This is a genomic window from Paenibacillus sp. NPDC057886 (assembly GCF_042796655.1).
GTDB lineage: Bacteria > Bacillota > Bacilli > Paenibacillales > Paenibacillaceae > Paenibacillus.
Genome location: NZ_JBHVMZ010000005.1, coordinates 425,734 through 440,589 on the forward strand (window position 1 = coordinate 425,734; position 14,856 = coordinate 440,589).

Annotated in this window: 14 protein-coding genes; 10 read left to right on the forward strand and 4 right to left on the reverse strand. The window is 42.9% G+C overall.

Annotated features, from left to right (window positions below; genetic code table 11):
* Positions 1–213: 213 nt before the first annotated feature.
* The 6 genes from ACFVQB_RS19085 (at position 214) to ACFVQB_RS19110 (ending at position 7,655) form a co-directional block, all read left to right on the forward strand.
* On the forward strand, positions 214–2,172 hold the full coding sequence (locus ACFVQB_RS19085) for a beta-glucoside-specific PTS transporter subunit IIABC (RefSeq protein WP_379442189.1): 1,959 nt from the start codon (positions 214–216) through the stop codon (positions 2,170–2,172).
* A 59-nt stretch (positions 2,173–2,231) separates the two neighbouring features.
* Entirely contained in the window at positions 2,232–3,674 is a 1,443-nt protein-coding gene (locus ACFVQB_RS19090) for a glycoside hydrolase family 1 protein (RefSeq protein WP_379442191.1), read from the forward strand.
* 17 nt (positions 3,675–3,691) lie between these two features.
* Positions 3,692–4,537, forward strand: a complete 846-nt coding sequence (locus tag ACFVQB_RS19095; protein ID WP_379442193.1) for a PRD domain-containing protein — start codon at positions 3,692–3,694, stop codon at positions 4,535–4,537.
* Positions 4,538–4,655: 118 nt separating this feature from the next.
* Positions 4,656–5,486 (forward strand): amidohydrolase family protein, encoded by an 831-nt coding sequence (locus ACFVQB_RS19100; RefSeq protein ID WP_379442195.1) that lies wholly within the window; start codon positions 4,656–4,658, stop codon positions 5,484–5,486.
* A gap of 544 nt (positions 5,487–6,030) precedes the next feature.
* Positions 6,031–6,399: a hypothetical protein gene (locus tag ACFVQB_RS19105; protein ID WP_379442197.1), complete on the forward strand. Its 369-nt coding sequence runs from the start codon at positions 6,031–6,033 to the stop codon at positions 6,397–6,399.
* 23 nt (positions 6,400–6,422) lie between these two features.
* Entirely contained in the window at positions 6,423–7,655 is a 1,233-nt protein-coding gene (locus tag ACFVQB_RS19110) for a sialidase family protein (RefSeq protein ID WP_379442199.1), read from the forward strand.
* 477 nt (positions 7,656–8,132) lie between these two features.
* On the opposite strand, the gene ACFVQB_RS19115 is transcribed toward ACFVQB_RS19110, so the two are convergent.
* The 3 genes from ACFVQB_RS19115 to ACFVQB_RS19125 form a co-directional block, all read right to left on the reverse strand.
* Positions 8,133–9,233, reverse strand: a complete 1,101-nt coding sequence (locus ACFVQB_RS19115) for a sensor histidine kinase (RefSeq protein WP_379442201.1) — start codon at positions 9,231–9,233, stop codon at positions 8,133–8,135.
* The gene (locus ACFVQB_RS19120; protein WP_379442203.1) at positions 9,226–9,906 is read right to left on the reverse strand and encodes a response regulator; all 681 of its coding nucleotides are present in this window, start codon (positions 9,904–9,906) and stop codon (positions 9,226–9,228) included. Before ACFVQB_RS19120 ends, ACFVQB_RS19115 begins: the two co-directional genes overlap by 8 nt.
* 90 nt (positions 9,907–9,996) lie before the next feature.
* Complete coding sequence (locus ACFVQB_RS19125) at positions 9,997–10,563, reverse strand: class I SAM-dependent methyltransferase (RefSeq protein ID WP_379442205.1); 567 nt, start codon at positions 10,561–10,563, stop codon at positions 9,997–9,999.
* 499 nt (positions 10,564–11,062) lie between these two features.
* Between ACFVQB_RS19125 and ACFVQB_RS19130 the strand changes: the two genes are divergently transcribed.
* On the forward strand, positions 11,063–11,395 hold the full coding sequence (locus tag ACFVQB_RS19130; RefSeq protein ID WP_379442207.1) for a hypothetical protein: 333 nt from the start codon (positions 11,063–11,065) through the stop codon (positions 11,393–11,395).
* 34 nt (positions 11,396–11,429) lie between these two features.
* Here the strand turns inward: ACFVQB_RS19130 and ACFVQB_RS19135 are convergent, their stop codons facing one another.
* Positions 11,430–11,882 (reverse strand): Lrp/AsnC family transcriptional regulator, encoded by a 453-nt coding sequence (locus ACFVQB_RS19135; protein ID WP_379442209.1) that lies wholly within the window; start codon positions 11,880–11,882, stop codon positions 11,430–11,432.
* Between the two features lie 238 nt (positions 11,883–12,120).
* On the opposite strand from ACFVQB_RS19135, the gene ACFVQB_RS19140 reads away from it, so the two are divergent.
* From ACFVQB_RS19140 to ACFVQB_RS19150, 3 genes are all read left to right on the forward strand, one after another.
* A complete protein-coding gene (locus ACFVQB_RS19140; RefSeq protein ID WP_379442212.1) occupies positions 12,121–13,650 on the forward strand; it encodes an MFS transporter in 1,530 nt (509 codons plus the stop codon).
* 105 nt (positions 13,651–13,755) lie between these two features.
* Positions 13,756–14,115 carry an RHS repeat domain-containing protein gene (locus tag ACFVQB_RS19145; RefSeq protein ID WP_379442214.1) on the forward strand — a complete coding sequence of 120 codons (360 nt, stop codon included), beginning with the start codon at positions 13,756–13,758 and terminating at the stop codon, positions 14,113–14,115.
* A complete protein-coding gene (locus tag ACFVQB_RS19150) occupies positions 14,075–14,374 on the forward strand; it encodes an immunity 53 family protein (RefSeq protein ID WP_379442216.1) in 300 nt (99 codons plus the stop codon). Before ACFVQB_RS19145 ends, ACFVQB_RS19150 begins: the two co-directional genes overlap by 41 nt.
* Positions 14,375–14,856: the final 482 nt, after the last annotated feature.

Sequence of the window (14,856 nt, forward strand, 5' to 3'; positions counted from 1 at the left end):
AATTGTCGAATAAAGTGATTGCTAACTAATTTATTGTGTGATATTATGATCCAGTAAACGTTTACATCGATAACGAATTGAATATTAGCAGTGTTTGGCTGTTACTGGTAAAGCAGGCATGACCAAAATGATTTTGCATTTTCCTTATGTGAGTAGGGGAAGGCATATCGTTTTGGTCTTTTTTATATCCAAATTCAGAAATGGGGCAAAGGTATGGATTATCGCAAGTTGGGACAAGAGATTACGGAATTGGTTGGAAAGAAAGACAACATCGCTCGGCTTACGCACTGCGCAACCCGACTTCGGTTCGAATTGCACGACATCTCCAAAGCGGAGACAGAAAAACTCAAAGCACTCCCAGGTGTCATTACGGTTGTGAACAATGGTGGACAATATCAGGTTGTCGTGGGCAATGAGGTGCAGCAGGTCTATCGAGTTATTACTCAGCAGATGGGTTCAGCAACCGGAAGTGGGGACTCCAAATCGGATTCCGGCAAAAATAGCGGACCAAAACAGAAACAGAGCTGGATTTCCAGATTCATCAGCGTGATCTCGACTACATTTACTCCGGTAATACCGGCAATCATCGGCGCGGGTATGATCAAAGCGATATTAGCTGTACTTGTGCTGACAGGCCTCGTAACCACGGAAAGCCAAAACTATTATATCCTTAACACAATTGCGGACGCGGCGTTTTATTTCATGCCCATACTACTGGCTTATGGAGCTTCCATTAAGTTCGAAACAAGTCCAATTCTGGCGATGACGGTTGCAGGTGTGTTGTTACACCCAGGATGGAGCGCCCTGATGGCGGAAGGAAAAGACGTGTTTTTCATCGGTGTTCCGGTTCGACTAACCGATTACGCAGGCTCCGTGCTGCCGATCATTATCGTCGTTTGGCTTATGTCCTATATTGAACGTTTCGCGGATCGGGTATCGCCTTCAATGATCAAATTTTTCACGAAACCGATGATTGTGCTATTGATTACAGCACCACTTGCTTTGGTGGCGATCGGGCCTTTCGGAACGTACCTGAATGATCTGGTTGCGATGGGTGCCGAAGCGATTAATGCCAGAGCCAGTTGGCTGATTCCTTTGTTAATGGGAACTCTACAACCGTTCCTGATCGTTACAGGCACCGCCTGGGCGATGACGCCGATTGCAACCAGTCAACTGACCAAAAATGGATATGAAATGATCAACGGTCCGGGAATGCTCGCGTCCAATATTGCTCAAGGTGGGGCAACGCTTGCTGTAGCATTAAAAACGAAAAACAAAAAACTCAAGCAGCTCGCTGCTTCATCCGGTTTCACCGCTGTGCTGGGCATCACGGAACCATCCTTGTACGGCGTTACGCTGAAACTGAAGAAACCCTTGATTGCCGCAATGATTGGTGGTGGCGTAGCAGGGATATACGCTGGTCTGACCGGATTAGTACGTTATGCCTTCGTTTCTCCAGGGCTTGCCGCGTTGCCGGCCTTCATTGGCAGCAATCCGATGAACATCGTTCATGCTATTGTGACTTGTCTGATCGCTTTTATCGTTACCTTTGCTCTGACATGGATCATTGGTTTTGAGGATCCAGTGGACGATGAGGAAGTAGGCAATAACAACGTTAACGATGATAAGACGCTTTCCCAACAGCCTGTTAAAGACAACACCCCAAGCACGCAGTCTGCTGCAACAACAAATGCGAATGTACCGAGCCAAAATGAATTACGCCCACTTACGATCGCCAGCCCGATGCAAGGAGAATTGGTCCATCTTGACCGTGTACCAGACGATGTCTTCTCTTTGGGATTACTGGGTAAGGGCGCTGCAATAATCCCTGCAAAAGGAGAACTGTATGCACCGATAGCAGGCAAAGTTACGGCTTTCATGGACTCCAAGCATGCGGTCAAATTAAATGGTCTTCATGGAGAAGAGGTATTGATTCATATTGGAATTGATACCGTCAATCTGAAGGGGAAGCATTTCCACTCTTCCATTAAAGTGGGGGATCAGGTACAACAGGGTAACTTGTTAATCAGCTTCGATATCGATGCCATCAAGGCGGAAGGTTACGAAGTCATAACCCCGATCATTATCGCCAATTCGGATCGCTTCCCGGACATTAAGCTGCAGAAGCAGAGTCCTGTAGAAGTTGGAGCGACCATTATCCAACTTTCGTAACAACCGTAACATGGGTCTGTTATTATTCTGATCAACATTAAAATGAAGGAGTGCTTGGGATGTTATATCAACACATCAAACCATTCCCCAATGAATTTCTGTGGGGAGGCTCTACCTCTGCCTATCAGGTGGAGGGAGCCTGGAACGAAGATGGGAAAGGCCTGTCCGTAATTGATATGTGTGATCATCCGGCTGGAACTGCCGATTTCACGGTTGCGAGTGACCACTATCACCGATTTAGAGAAGATGTGAAGCTTTTTGCAGAGCTAGGCCTCAAAGCATATCGTTTTTCAATTGCATGGACTCGAATCTTGCCTTCAGGCACAGGGACTGTTAATGAGAAAGGACTCAATTTTTATCACCAATTGATTGACGAATTGCTGCTCCATGACATTGAACCGATTGTGACCATGTACCATTTCGACTTACCCTACGAGCTTGAGAAAACCGGAGGATGGAACAACCGGAAGACGATAGATGCCTTTGTCGAGTACGGGCGTATCTTGTTTACGCAATACGGGCATAAAGTGAAATATTGGTTGACCATTAATGAGCAAAATACGATGATTCTCCATCCAGGTGCCATTGGTACACCGAAGGGCGGACGTTTGCCTTCCAGTAAGGAACTGTATCAGCAAAATCATCACATGTTTGTGGCTCAAGGCAGAACGATGCGGTTATTTCATGACATGTTCCCGCAAGGCAAGATCGGTCCTGCATTGAATATGACTTCCATGTACCAGGCAACTTCCAGACCCGCAGATGCAATCGCTGCACATAACTGGGAGACGATACGCGGATGGGGTTTCCTCGACTTATCGGTATGGGGACGGTATAATCCATTGTTTTGGAGTTATTTGCAGGAACGTGGCATCGAGCCAGCTATCGAGCAGGGCGATATGGAGGACATTCAGGCAGGCCGTCCCGATCTGGTGGCAATCAATTATTACTCGACGGCAACCATTGCCGCTAGTACGGGCGATGCGTCGGATGTTGCCCCTCGTGCAGGGGATCAGCAAATTATGCTTGGCGAGCAGGGAGTATACCGGGCCGCGGAGAATCCTTATACGGAAAAAACAAAATATGGCTGGGTCATTGATCCGATTGGCCTAAGGCTGACATTACGTAAGGTATGTGAACGATACGGTCTCCCGATTCTAATTACGGAGAATGGTATAGGCGCTCCCGATGTACTGGAGGCAGATCACACCGTTAACGACACGTACCGGATTGATTTTATCGAGAAACACCTGGAGCAAATCAGACTTGCTTTGACGGATGGTGTGGATGTAATAGGTTACTGCCCTTGGTCCGTTATTGACGTGGTAAGCACCCATCAGGGTTACGGGAAACGCTACGGCTTGATCTACGTAAATCGTGGCGAGCAGGATCTTAAAGACTTGAAACGCTTGAAAAAGAAAAGCTTCTCGTGGTATCAGCAGGTCATCGGGCAGAATGGCATATGTGTCGGGAATTCGGATCAGGCGGTCACGAAAGAATAAAGGATCGTGATGAATGCATGAAAGTAATCAAAATATTGAACAACAGCTTGCTTCTAACCAAAGATGAGCAGGGGCAAGAAGTGATTGTCATGGGAAAAGGCCTGGCATTCAGAGGTAAAGTCGGCGAGCGACTTGATGAAGAGCACATCCAGAAACGGTTCATTTTGCAAAATAATCCGTCTGCCCAGGCTTACGTTCGAACCATCGAAAACATGCCAGAATCACATGTGAATGTGATCAACAAACTGATATCTAATGCCAAAGAAAAGCTGTCACTGGACGATCAAATCTTCTTTACGCTTATGGATCACCTATCGTTTGCCATTGAACGATGCAAAAAAGGTCTGTCATTACAGAATCGCATGTTATGGGAGATCCAGAGGTTTCATCCAGTCGAATTCGAACTCGGCGTTGAAGCCGTCCTCATGTTGAATCAAGAACTTGGCATTGATCTTACGGAAGAGGAGGCAGGGAATATTGCCTTTCATTTCGTTAATGCCCAGACGCACGAACAGAACATGGAGCGCACGATGCAGTCCGTTAAAATGTTAAAAGATATTTTCAATCTGATTCAATACAGCTTTGATATGCAACTGAACAAAAATTCCATTCATTATGTGAGACTAGTCACACACCTGCAATTTTTTATCCAACGTTTACAAGAGGGTCGCCTTGGCAATTCGTCGAAGGATTTTATATTCCAGCACATGGTGAAGGAGCATCCACTTGAATACAAATGCGCGGAGATGATCAAAACCTACGTGCAAAATATGTTGGATATCACCATATCGAACGAGGAATTGCTATATTTGATGATTCACATTGCTCGAATTGTTCAGGAGGAACAATATGAAGAGGGATAAATATAAAACAAAGTTAGTCGCAAAAGTGAATGTTAGCAGGGGAAGGCACATGTATTTGGGAATATATATTATAGTCCATATCAACTACTAAGCTTATCGGAAGAGGTGTAATTGGTGAATGCGTATAGATGCTCATCAACATTATTGGAAAATAAACCGCGGTGATTACGGATGGATAACGCCGAAGCTGCCTTTATTATACCGGGATTATTTGCCGATTGATTTGGAACCATTGCTGAATAAACACCAGTTTGATGGGAGTATCATTATTCAGGCCGCTCCAACGCTTGAAGAAACGGAGTACATTCTGTCGCTTGCAGATGAGTCTGAATCTGTGCTTGGAGTCATAGGCTGGCTGGACTTGTTCAGCACAGATCACAGGCGGAGGTATGATAAATTACGTCGTCATCCCAAATTTAAGGGCTTTCGGATAATGATTCAGGATATGCCCGATGCTACCCGTATTCTGGAGCCTGCATTTGTAAATGCTCTACGCGACTATGCGGCAGAAGAATTACCAGTAGATTTACTGCTTACGTCAAAGCAAATGGAGCCGGTACTAGAGCTGCTACAGCAGGTTCCGGATTTACGCGGCGTTATAGATCATCTCGCCAAACCTCCAATTCACAGCGGCGAACTTGAGCATTGGTCTTATTACTTGGCAAAAATGTCAGCCTTCCCAAGCATCTATTGCAAATTATCCGGAATGGTGACGGAGGCCAGTCAAGAGGGATGGGAAAAAGAAGACTTTGTTCCCTATGTCCGCCAGGTGATAAATCTGTTTGGGCCGGAAAGAGTAATGTTTGGGAGCGACTGGCCTGTATGCCTGCAAGCCGCAGAATATGATGAGGTCTTGAACATACTACTTCATGCTCTGCCAGAAGATTGGGAGGAACATGAACGAGAACGTTTATTTGGCGGCAATGCAAAGGAGTTCTATAAACTGTGAATTCACTTTTACGCGAATAATATACTTGAATGTCTCTGTTCTACCATATGATTTCTCACAATACAACGCAAACAAAGCCCGAGACTCGGGAATCATGGATTATTAAGAAACCGATATGCCAGAAGCTGGTAACTTATAGAGTTGCCGGCTTTTTTGTATATTCCATATGATCAAATAATGACAAAATTTTGGCGCTTTCCAACTCTAACATGATTATAATAAAAACAAACGATGGGAATTTTACAGTTAAACGTTGGGCTATTAAACGGATGAATGTATTGGATAATACATCAAACAAATTCGCTTCCTCATGATGAATTAAAAGAATATGGGTTAGAATTTAGCAAAAAATAGCTATGATCAATTTTTTAGTGGCGCAATAAATTCTTAAACATATACTTAATTCATGGGTCTACCTCCTAGTTGTACCCATGAACATGCCAACCCCTGTTTCGATAGCAGGGGGTTCTCATAAAAGTATTTGAACGTACTGTATTATTGTTATATATATTATCTTTTTTCAAATGAGTGGAGGGTTAATCCATTGCCAAACTCTACGGGATTAATTTATAACTCGCCAACAAGTGGAAGTATGGCGACTCAGATTATTGTGACTTGTATAAACGACTCACTTAATATTCCTGCAAACATTGAACTTGAAGTATTTAAATGGGATACAACTCAAAGTGCAAGAATCCCTATCGGTCATGATTTATTCCAAATTGCACCTCAGGTATCCCGAACACTTGTTTACCCCCTCATTACAGCAGCCTATTATGAAGTTCAAAGTGACTACTATAGTGCCACGAGTACAATCATTCATGTGTATGGTGTGGACTCTACAGGTGGAGTCGTTCAACGTGTGTTACAGTCTGAAATGACATGGGTTGATAGGTTTACCAATATTCCTTAATTATTGAAATGGAGGTGCGCGATTTGTCAGTTGTAAATATCACGGGTGCACTCGGTGGAAATCAGTTCGAACCTTCGATTGCTTCCAACGAGTTACTTCCTAATATCATGTGTGCGGTTGCTGTAGACACAAGTACAGGTCCTACACTCATCGGATTTTACCGTTCTATTGACACTGGTCAGACATGGTCAACGACAATTTTGCAGCAGCCTGCTGGATACGCCGGTGCAGAAGCACCGACAATTGATTACACATTTCCGAGCACATTTATTGTAACGGTTCATATATTTAACGGTGATAATGACGGTACAATTATTAGCTACACTTCTTTGGATGATGGAGTCACTTGGGCGCCTCCTGTGTTTGTGAACAAGGGATACGGACTTATTGTTCATAATGATGAACCCTTTATAGCAGTAGATCGCTCTCCGGGAAGTCCGTACAGGGGGAATGCTTATGTCGGATACACTCCACTTGCAACGCTTGCTTCTTCTATTTTTGTCCAAAGGTCTATTGATCAAGGAGTAAGTTGGCAGACTCCTAACCGAATATCCGATCCACGAGGGATTCATGACCGCTCATCAGTAACTGTAGGTTTCTCAGGCCAAGTGTATGCAGGATATATTGTCACAGGTCCTGCTAGCCCGTCTGCGCTATTACGCATATCCTATGATGGAGGAATCACCTATCAGCCTCCCGTTCAGAGACAGTCCACTTTCATCTCTTCAGTAGTACCCGCACCTTCGCCATTACCCGTTCCCAATTACGCTTTTCGAGTTCAGACAAATTTGAGTTTGGGGGCTGATATATCCAATGGGCCCAATAGCGGGTCTGTTTATGCGGTATGGAACGATGCAAGGAATGGATATACAGATATCTTGTTATGTACATCCCCGGATGGGCTATTATGGTCTGATCCAGTTAGCATTACGGGAGCACCCGCTGGTTCGCAAAACTTCTTCCCCTCCATTACTGTATCGCCCTTCACGGGAACTGTAAGGGTTATTTATTATTCCAATCAAATCGATGGGTTTCTTTTAGATGTGTTTGTAGCTGAATCATTTGATGGAGGTGCCACGTTCGCGAATCGAAGGCTTACGACAACCTCATTTGATCCCAATGGCACTTCTCCGGTACCAACTGTGCTGATAGGAGATTATATTACCGCTACTACGTTTGCTCCGGACAATCTTGCAGCAGTTTGGATGGCAACAACTCCTCCTACTGGCAAACTTGATGTCTATTTTGGTTCTTAGTAAGTTCCTTGTCATATATAATTTAAAGTACACCAAACACCCCAATAGCCCTCAGTTTAGTGGGCTTTTTTTGTTCTGAAAAAAAATGATGAAAGGGGACAGCTCATCTTTGGGAAAAATGTATTGCAGGTGATTATTTACAAATACACGTACAAGAATTATTAATCTGAGCTCCCTCAATATGATTTAGTTTTTTCTCGCTCCCATGTCTCAACAGGTTTAAGCTCGGGCATTTTCCATTTTTTCTTCATATAAAGTGCAATGTCCTTAACTTCATTCCATCGTACAGACTGGACGATTTTACTTGCCAGAAACTTTGAACTGGGTAGGATACTTCCTACTCGTTTTGGTTTTTTAAGAAATGCTTGCAGAAAAAGCAGAAGTTCAGATATTTTCAATGATTTATTCTCGATCGTTATAATAATTGACATGTTCCAAACGGGCTCTGAAAGATGAAGGGACGAGTGGAGGTGAGTATCACTGGACGTTGGAAGGCAGGCTTAACTGAAACGTAAATACGTTATAGACATGTTGAAGTGTTAACGTGCCTTGATGTAACTCCGCAATATTTTTTGCAATGGAAAGACCCAGACCAGACCCCGTTTGAATTCCTTCGCTGCTTCTTGAATAATCCAATTTATAAAAGCGATCAAACAGTTTATTTTTTTGCTCTACTGTGAGCGGCATACCGTTATTCTCGACTTCAATGGTAATGTGTTCATGACGCATACTTATTCGAATGTGAATCGTACCAGGCTTAAGGGAATACTTCAGAGCGTTCATGAGAAGATTATCGATGGCCCGAGCAATCTTATCACTATCCACGCAGGCCATAATTGGGCCATCGCCGATCTCTTTCTCGATATGAATACCATTCTCCTGAGCTAAAGGTTCAAATTCAAACAACAACTGGTCCAAAAGTTGATATAGGTCAACCTTTTTCAGAACCAATTGGGTGTCTACTGAGGTTAGACGTGTGTATTCAAATAAATCATCGAGCAATTTCTTTAAATGCGTTGCTTTGTTATAGGTGTTCTGAATGAACCGGTCATACTCTGCTTTGTCTTGAAAGGAATCTGTTCTAAGAAGCTCAATATAGCCGATTATACTGGTAAGCGGTGTCCGCAGGTCATGTGAGATGCCCGTGATCATGTCCATCTTGGATTTCTCCAGCTCGCGCTCCTTGATCATATGCAGCTGCAACTGTTCAGTCATGTGATTAATGTTGGATGCGACTCGCCCCAGTTCATCTTGCCGAACTACAGGCACCCGGTAGTCTAGATTACCTTCAGATATGAATTGAAGCCCCTGCTCCAAGTGGATGATATCTTTAACCATTCGACGTGTTAATAACAGAAAGATTATGATAAAAGTTAATATAAAAATTGGAGTAATGACATACGGAAGCGAGTTACGGAACCAGGCCTGCTCCCAAGCTTTAAGAACATCTATAGAAAGGAAAAGGAGCAATTTATTAAAGCCATCTGCAGCAATAGTACTCAAAATAATTCGGATCAAAATGTTGATCTGAATTTTTTTCTTTCGATTTCGATGTGATGGGTTAGATAATTTAGTCAATTTTATAGCCCACTCCCCATACCGTTTTAATATACTGAGGTTCTCGTGGATTCACTTCCAGCTTTTCTCGTAGATTACGAATATGGACCATCACCGTATTATCAGAATATCCATAAGGCTCTTTCCATACGGTTTCGTAAATCTTCTCGGAGCTAAATACTTGTCCGGGATGGCTGGCAAGTAACACCAGAATGGAAAACTCCAGTGGAGTTAGTGGAATGTCATTCTCTTTTAGCTTCACGGAATGTTTACTTTTATCAATGACAAGGTCCTTGATCAGGATAAGTGAATTGAATTCTGCTTTTCCGATCAGTGTTTGACGTCGTAGCTGTGCCTTAACGCGAGCCAGTAATTCTAACGGATTAAACGGTTTGACCATGTAATCGTCAGCCCCAGTGGTCAGGCCTGTAATTTTATCAATGTCCTCTTCCTTGGCGGATAGCATAATAATGGGAGTGGTTGATACTTCTCTTATTTTGAAGCAGGCTTTAATTCCATCCATTATGGGCATCATGACATCCAGTATAACGAGTTGGACCGATGTTGTTTTGATAATATTTAATGCTTCTTCACCATTGGCTGCTTCAATGACGTGATATCCTTCGTTACGTAAATAGACATGAATGACATCACGGATATCGGGTTCATCATCAACAACGAGAACGGTACTCATAATTCAACACTCCTTTTATGACCGGTTTTAAATAAAATTTTAAATCCTTATAAAGAGGATAACATCAGTGTAAACCATAGCCCAGGATGTTTAAATTGTTTCCTTTTTGCGACAGACATAAACGAACGCAGGAGGGGTATTCAAAGGCACCAATTCTATTTTTTCGATGATAAAGTGTTCGGATAGTGTTTTCTTCATTTGAAGTGAATATTGAAATGCGATGAATAACCCTCCAGGTTTGAGTGCCTTATGGATCTGGTCTACCAAAGTATTTCTTAATTCAGGCTCAAAGTTGAAGAAAGGCAACCCGCTAAAAATATAATCCAGTTGCTGAACGCCCTCTTGATTCATAGATTCCACTAATCGAGCGGCATCTGGATAACAGGAGAATTCCGGGTAGGTGGTCTGCAGATTATTCCTCATCGTTTCGTTCATCTCAAACAATAACACTTTGGTACAATCTTGTGCCTGTTGATGAATATAACGAGTGATGGCACCTGTACCCGATCCGAGTTCGGCGACTGCTTTTGCCTCTAGCCAAGGCACTTGATTCACCATTTTGTTGGCGAGAAACCGGGAACTGGGTATGATGCTGCCAACATGTTTAGGGCTTTGAAGAAAGCTTTTCAGAAACAAAAGAGGTTCATTGGAATTCAATTTGGGTTCCTCCATATATGTGATGGTATGTTATTAAAACCAGTCGTCCTAAGGCCGTTAATAGTCCTGATAAAATACAGAAGTATGTGATCCATGAATTGATAACCCCCGTGTGACTCAAAATGGCACCGCTGATAATCGTGATCTCATTTGGAATTGGAAATCCGAAAGGTCCTAACGAGAAGGCGAAATAAAAAATCAGATATCCATACTGGTGAAGTAGCTCTAAGATCGTATTACTGATCATTGTTTTGCCTCCTCTCTTGTCGATATAGAAATCATAATGAAAAAAACTAAGGAATTAATGAGTATATTTCTGAAGGAAATCTAAAGAATACATATGCAAATCCAAACAACTACGTTCAAGAAAAAAAGCCTTGCCAACTTACTGGCAAGACTTGATAAGGTGGATATATTCAGGAGAGGTGAACAAGTAAGGGATGATAAAGGATGGGATAAACGACAGCATGTGATCTAGTCATGTTGCAAGACTAGAGACATGATCTCGCAACAAATCGGCATGAGGTCACCTTCCGGAGCGAGAAGGTGGCCTTTTAAAATTCCACTCCAATTCGACCCAGGTATTGTCCTGCAACGTCAGGTAGATCGTTTTGAGCGACTCGTCGTCGTAGGTGCCTTGCTCGATCAGCGGTTCCGCCTCCAGCGGACAGGCTTCGTTCAAGGCCGCAACAAACGTCTGGAGCGCGCCGTCTACCGCCAAGTCGCTGCGGGCGGTAGCTCCCAAGTCATATCCGGGCAGCAGTGTTACCTAGTTAACAGGAACTCCTGGATCAAGGATGGTGTAGACGGAGGGAGAGCCCGGATCATATAGAACTTGATTATGATTTTGGAAGTTCAGCTTGGAATTAGTCCGCTCTATTAGCTTCTTCGAGAGAGCGAATGAGAAGACTATGATCGATCGGTGAAGACATAACAATCAAGATGGTGTATGTTCCATATTTATCGCACTGATTGCTGAACTCCTCAAGCGTGCGTGTGGATTCTGTTACAACTTTTAATAAATAACTATGTTCTCCGCTTATGCGGTGGCACTCAGCAATATGGGGAGATGCATGGACATAATCAAGAAATGCCAAGCAGTCTCTAGTTTGAAAAAGCATATAGGCAGTCGCAAGCTTCCCAATTTTTTCAGGAGAAATAACGGTGTGATATTCTTCGATGATCCCCTTCTCTTCCATTCTCTTAACTCGTTCCGTTACGGCAGGTTGGGATAACCCAACGCTTTTGCCTAGCTCGGTCATTGAAATCCTTGCCTGTTTTTGAAGATAGAAGAGTATTTGTTTATCTACATGATCCATTTTGAATTAGCTCCTTTAAATTTAAGGTGTTTTAAAGAAAACAACTTTTATTACTTAGTATAATTATCATAATTTATTTTATATAGCATGTAAAATGGATGATATAGATTATATAATAAGACACACGTAAATTATACATGAGAAGTCAGAGAGGATGGCAAGCAATGAGCAGATATGAAATAAATAAAGTAATTACAGAAGAGTTACATGTACGTGTTTATATTGGAGGGTATTTTCAATGACTATTTCCCATTCCAGCAAAAAATTAATCGCATTGGCTGCGATATGTTTGTCCGCACTAATGTTTGGCCTCGAAATTTCCAGTGTGCCAGTAATTCTGCCTACCTTGGAAAAGGTACTGCATGGAAATTTCAAGGATATGCAATGGATTATGAACGCCTACACCATTGCCTGTGCGACGGTTCTGATGGCTGTGGGAACACTGGCTGACCGTTATGGAAGGAGACGTATTTTTATTATTAGCCTCGTTTTGTTCGGTATTACATCTTTGATTTGTGGCTTGGCACAAAACACTTCGGTTCTAATCATCAGTCGGTTTCTTCAAGGCGTGGGTGCGGGTGCAATGCAGATTTGCCAGATTGCAATTCTTTCGCATCGTTTTCAGGAGGGGCGGGAGCGTAGCAAAGCCTTTGCAGTATGGGGGATCGTATTTGGTATTGGCCTTGGTTTTGGATCCATTATTGGGGGGATGATCGTGGCCGTATTAAACTGGCATTGGGTTTTCCTGATCCACGTCCCACTGACTATCCTCACATTGATCCTTGTTTTTGGCGGTGTGGATGAATCCAGCGATCCTCATGCGAAAAAACTAGATATTATTGGCATCGTCACGCTTTCGTTGACGGTTTTTGGCCTGGCATACTTTATCACACAAGGAACCGAATATGGCTTTACTAGCGTAGTATCCATTGGCGTTCTTGTTGCAGCATCAACAAGCTTCATTATTTTTCTTTTTGCGGAAAAGCTTAGTGCCCATCCGATGTTCGACTTTTCCGTATTCAAGATACGTAATTTTTCCGGTGCTCTTCTTGGCTCTATCGGCATGAATTTCAGTTTCTGGCCGTTCATGATCTATCTGCCTATTTATTTTCAGAGCGGTCTTGGTTATGGCATTGTAGCTGCTGGGCTGTCTCTCTTGGCTTATGCGCTGCCAACCTTGATGATCCCTCCCTTGGCAGAGCGCCTTTCGCTCCGATATCAGCCGCGTATAGTTATTCCATTAGGCTTGTTCATCATCGGCATGGGCTTCATTTTAATGAAATATGGTAGCGGAGGCGATAACGCCAACTGGCTAACTATGCTTCCAGGTTCTCTGCTGGCTGGTATCGGGCTGGGATTGACAAACACGCCTGTAACCAACACGACGACTGGCTCTGTTTCGATTACACGTGCAGGTATGGCTTCGGGTATAGACATGAGTGCCAGATTGATCAGTCTAGCTATTAACGTCGCTGTTATGGGATTCATTTTGCAGAATGGTATTTTGTCTTATTTGAAGGGAGCACTTCATGGGATTTTCGATACAACGAAACTGCGGACTTTAGCTGAGAAAATAGCGGCCGGGAATTTCACCTCTATCAAGCAGAGTTTTCCAGAACTGTCCTCTCTAGATACTTCAGGAGCCTTGGTCCATAAAGCTCTGGTGCACGGCTTCGGCTTGGTAATGCTCTATGGTGGCATTGGCGTATGGGTTTTGGCCGCGATTAGTTTCATGATTTTCAGATCCAAGAAAACAGGTAAAGTGTGAAGGTCTAACAAGGAGGGTAATCGTACGCAGAAGGTAGACGTCAGCAGCGGGCAAGAGCAAATAACAACATTTACGCATAATAAAGCCAATCAGCTGACATCGTCAATGGAAAAGGACGATGGCAAACAAACGTATATTTATGATGTACTGAATCAATTAGTTGAAGTGAAAGACCAATCTGGTCAGAGAATACAGCAATACAGTTATGATGAACAGAGGAGACGCACTCAGTCGGCCAGCCCATATGGAACGATAAATTTCTTTTATGAAGGTAATGATAAGGTACAACGTTTTGATGGAATAGGAAAAGGTCATATCAATAAAATAACAAAACAGAATGTGCCGACACCTCATGTTAATGGTAAGTCAATACCTGAAAGGTTAGACCAGCTAGACCAGACGAATTTCCAAGGAAGAGGTAGAGATGATGAATACATTAAAATGGCTTCAGAACTGGTATTATGAAAACTGTAATGGTGATTGGGAACATTCATATGGTGTGAAAATTGATACAGTGGATAATCCCGGTTGGTCTGTTGAAATCAACTTGGCGGAAACTTGTTTAGAGGATAAGCCTTTTGATTCGATAGAAGAAGAGAGAAATGATGAAGATTGGTTCTACTGTATTGTTAGGGATGGAGTATTTCATGGTGCAGGCGGAGCAACGAATCTAGAAGAGATACTAATTTACTTTAAAAATTGGGCTTCAAGCATAGAAAGATGATAATTACACAATAATTAAAATTGGGACCTTGACTGGATAGTGCCTTAAAAGGGATGGGAAACGAAGTGATGAACAAAATTGGTGTCGAGGGACAAGAACATGTTCCGAAAATCGATTAGACATATATCTAATCGATTTTCGCCTTTAATTCATTAAGCTAACGCGCAGGATAGTTTAATTACGTCGCGAACATTAAACTAATGGGAAACGAAGCTGAATGAACACCGCGAAAGCCGGTTATTAAACGCTTCCGCTTTCATTGAAATAACTCACGCAACCCGACTATATTGGAGTTTATGACCCGGATAAGACATATTCTATGCGTCGATCTTCAATACAAGTAGCACGGTTAGAAGTGATAAACGGCAATCTGAGTTGCAACAGAGACGAAGACTTTGAGCTGATACTGCACCCAGGTTCTATAGAATAGTAAAACAGATCCCATTTGAAGAAGAAAATGAACTCGCGTTTTTTTAAGAGGA

Bases quoted from the DNA above. Each gene is read 5' to 3' on its own strand.
- ACFVQB_RS19085 (WP_379442189.1), top strand. From the start codon at position 214: ATGGATTATCGCAAGTTGGGACAAGAGATTACGGAATTGGTTGGAAAG.
- ACFVQB_RS19090 (WP_379442191.1), top strand. From the start codon at position 2,232: ATGTTATATCAACACATCAAACCATTCCCCAATGAATTTCTGTGGGGA.
- ACFVQB_RS19095 (WP_379442193.1), top strand. From the start codon at position 3,692: ATGAAAGTAATCAAAATATTGAACAACAGCTTGCTTCTAACCAAAGAT.
- ACFVQB_RS19100 (WP_379442195.1), top strand. From the start codon at position 4,656: ATGCGTATAGATGCTCATCAACATTATTGGAAAATAAACCGCGGTGAT.
- ACFVQB_RS19120 (WP_379442203.1), bottom strand. From the start codon at position 9,906: ATGAGTACCGTTCTCGTTGTTGATGATGAACCCGATATCCGTGATGTC.
- ACFVQB_RS19130 (WP_379442207.1), top strand. From the start codon at position 11,063: ATGATCTCGCAACAAATCGGCATGAGGTCACCTTCCGGAGCGAGAAGG.
- ACFVQB_RS19135 (WP_379442209.1), bottom strand. From the start codon at position 11,882: ATGGATCATGTAGATAAACAAATACTCTTCTATCTTCAAAAACAGGCA.
- ACFVQB_RS19140 (WP_379442212.1), top strand. From the start codon at position 12,121: ATGACTATTTCCCATTCCAGCAAAAAATTAATCGCATTGGCTGCGATA.
- ACFVQB_RS19145 (WP_379442214.1), top strand. From the start codon at position 13,756: ATGGAAAAGGACGATGGCAAACAAACGTATATTTATGATGTACTGAAT.
- ACFVQB_RS19150 (WP_379442216.1), top strand. From the start codon at position 14,075: ATGATGAATACATTAAAATGGCTTCAGAACTGGTATTATGAAAACTGT.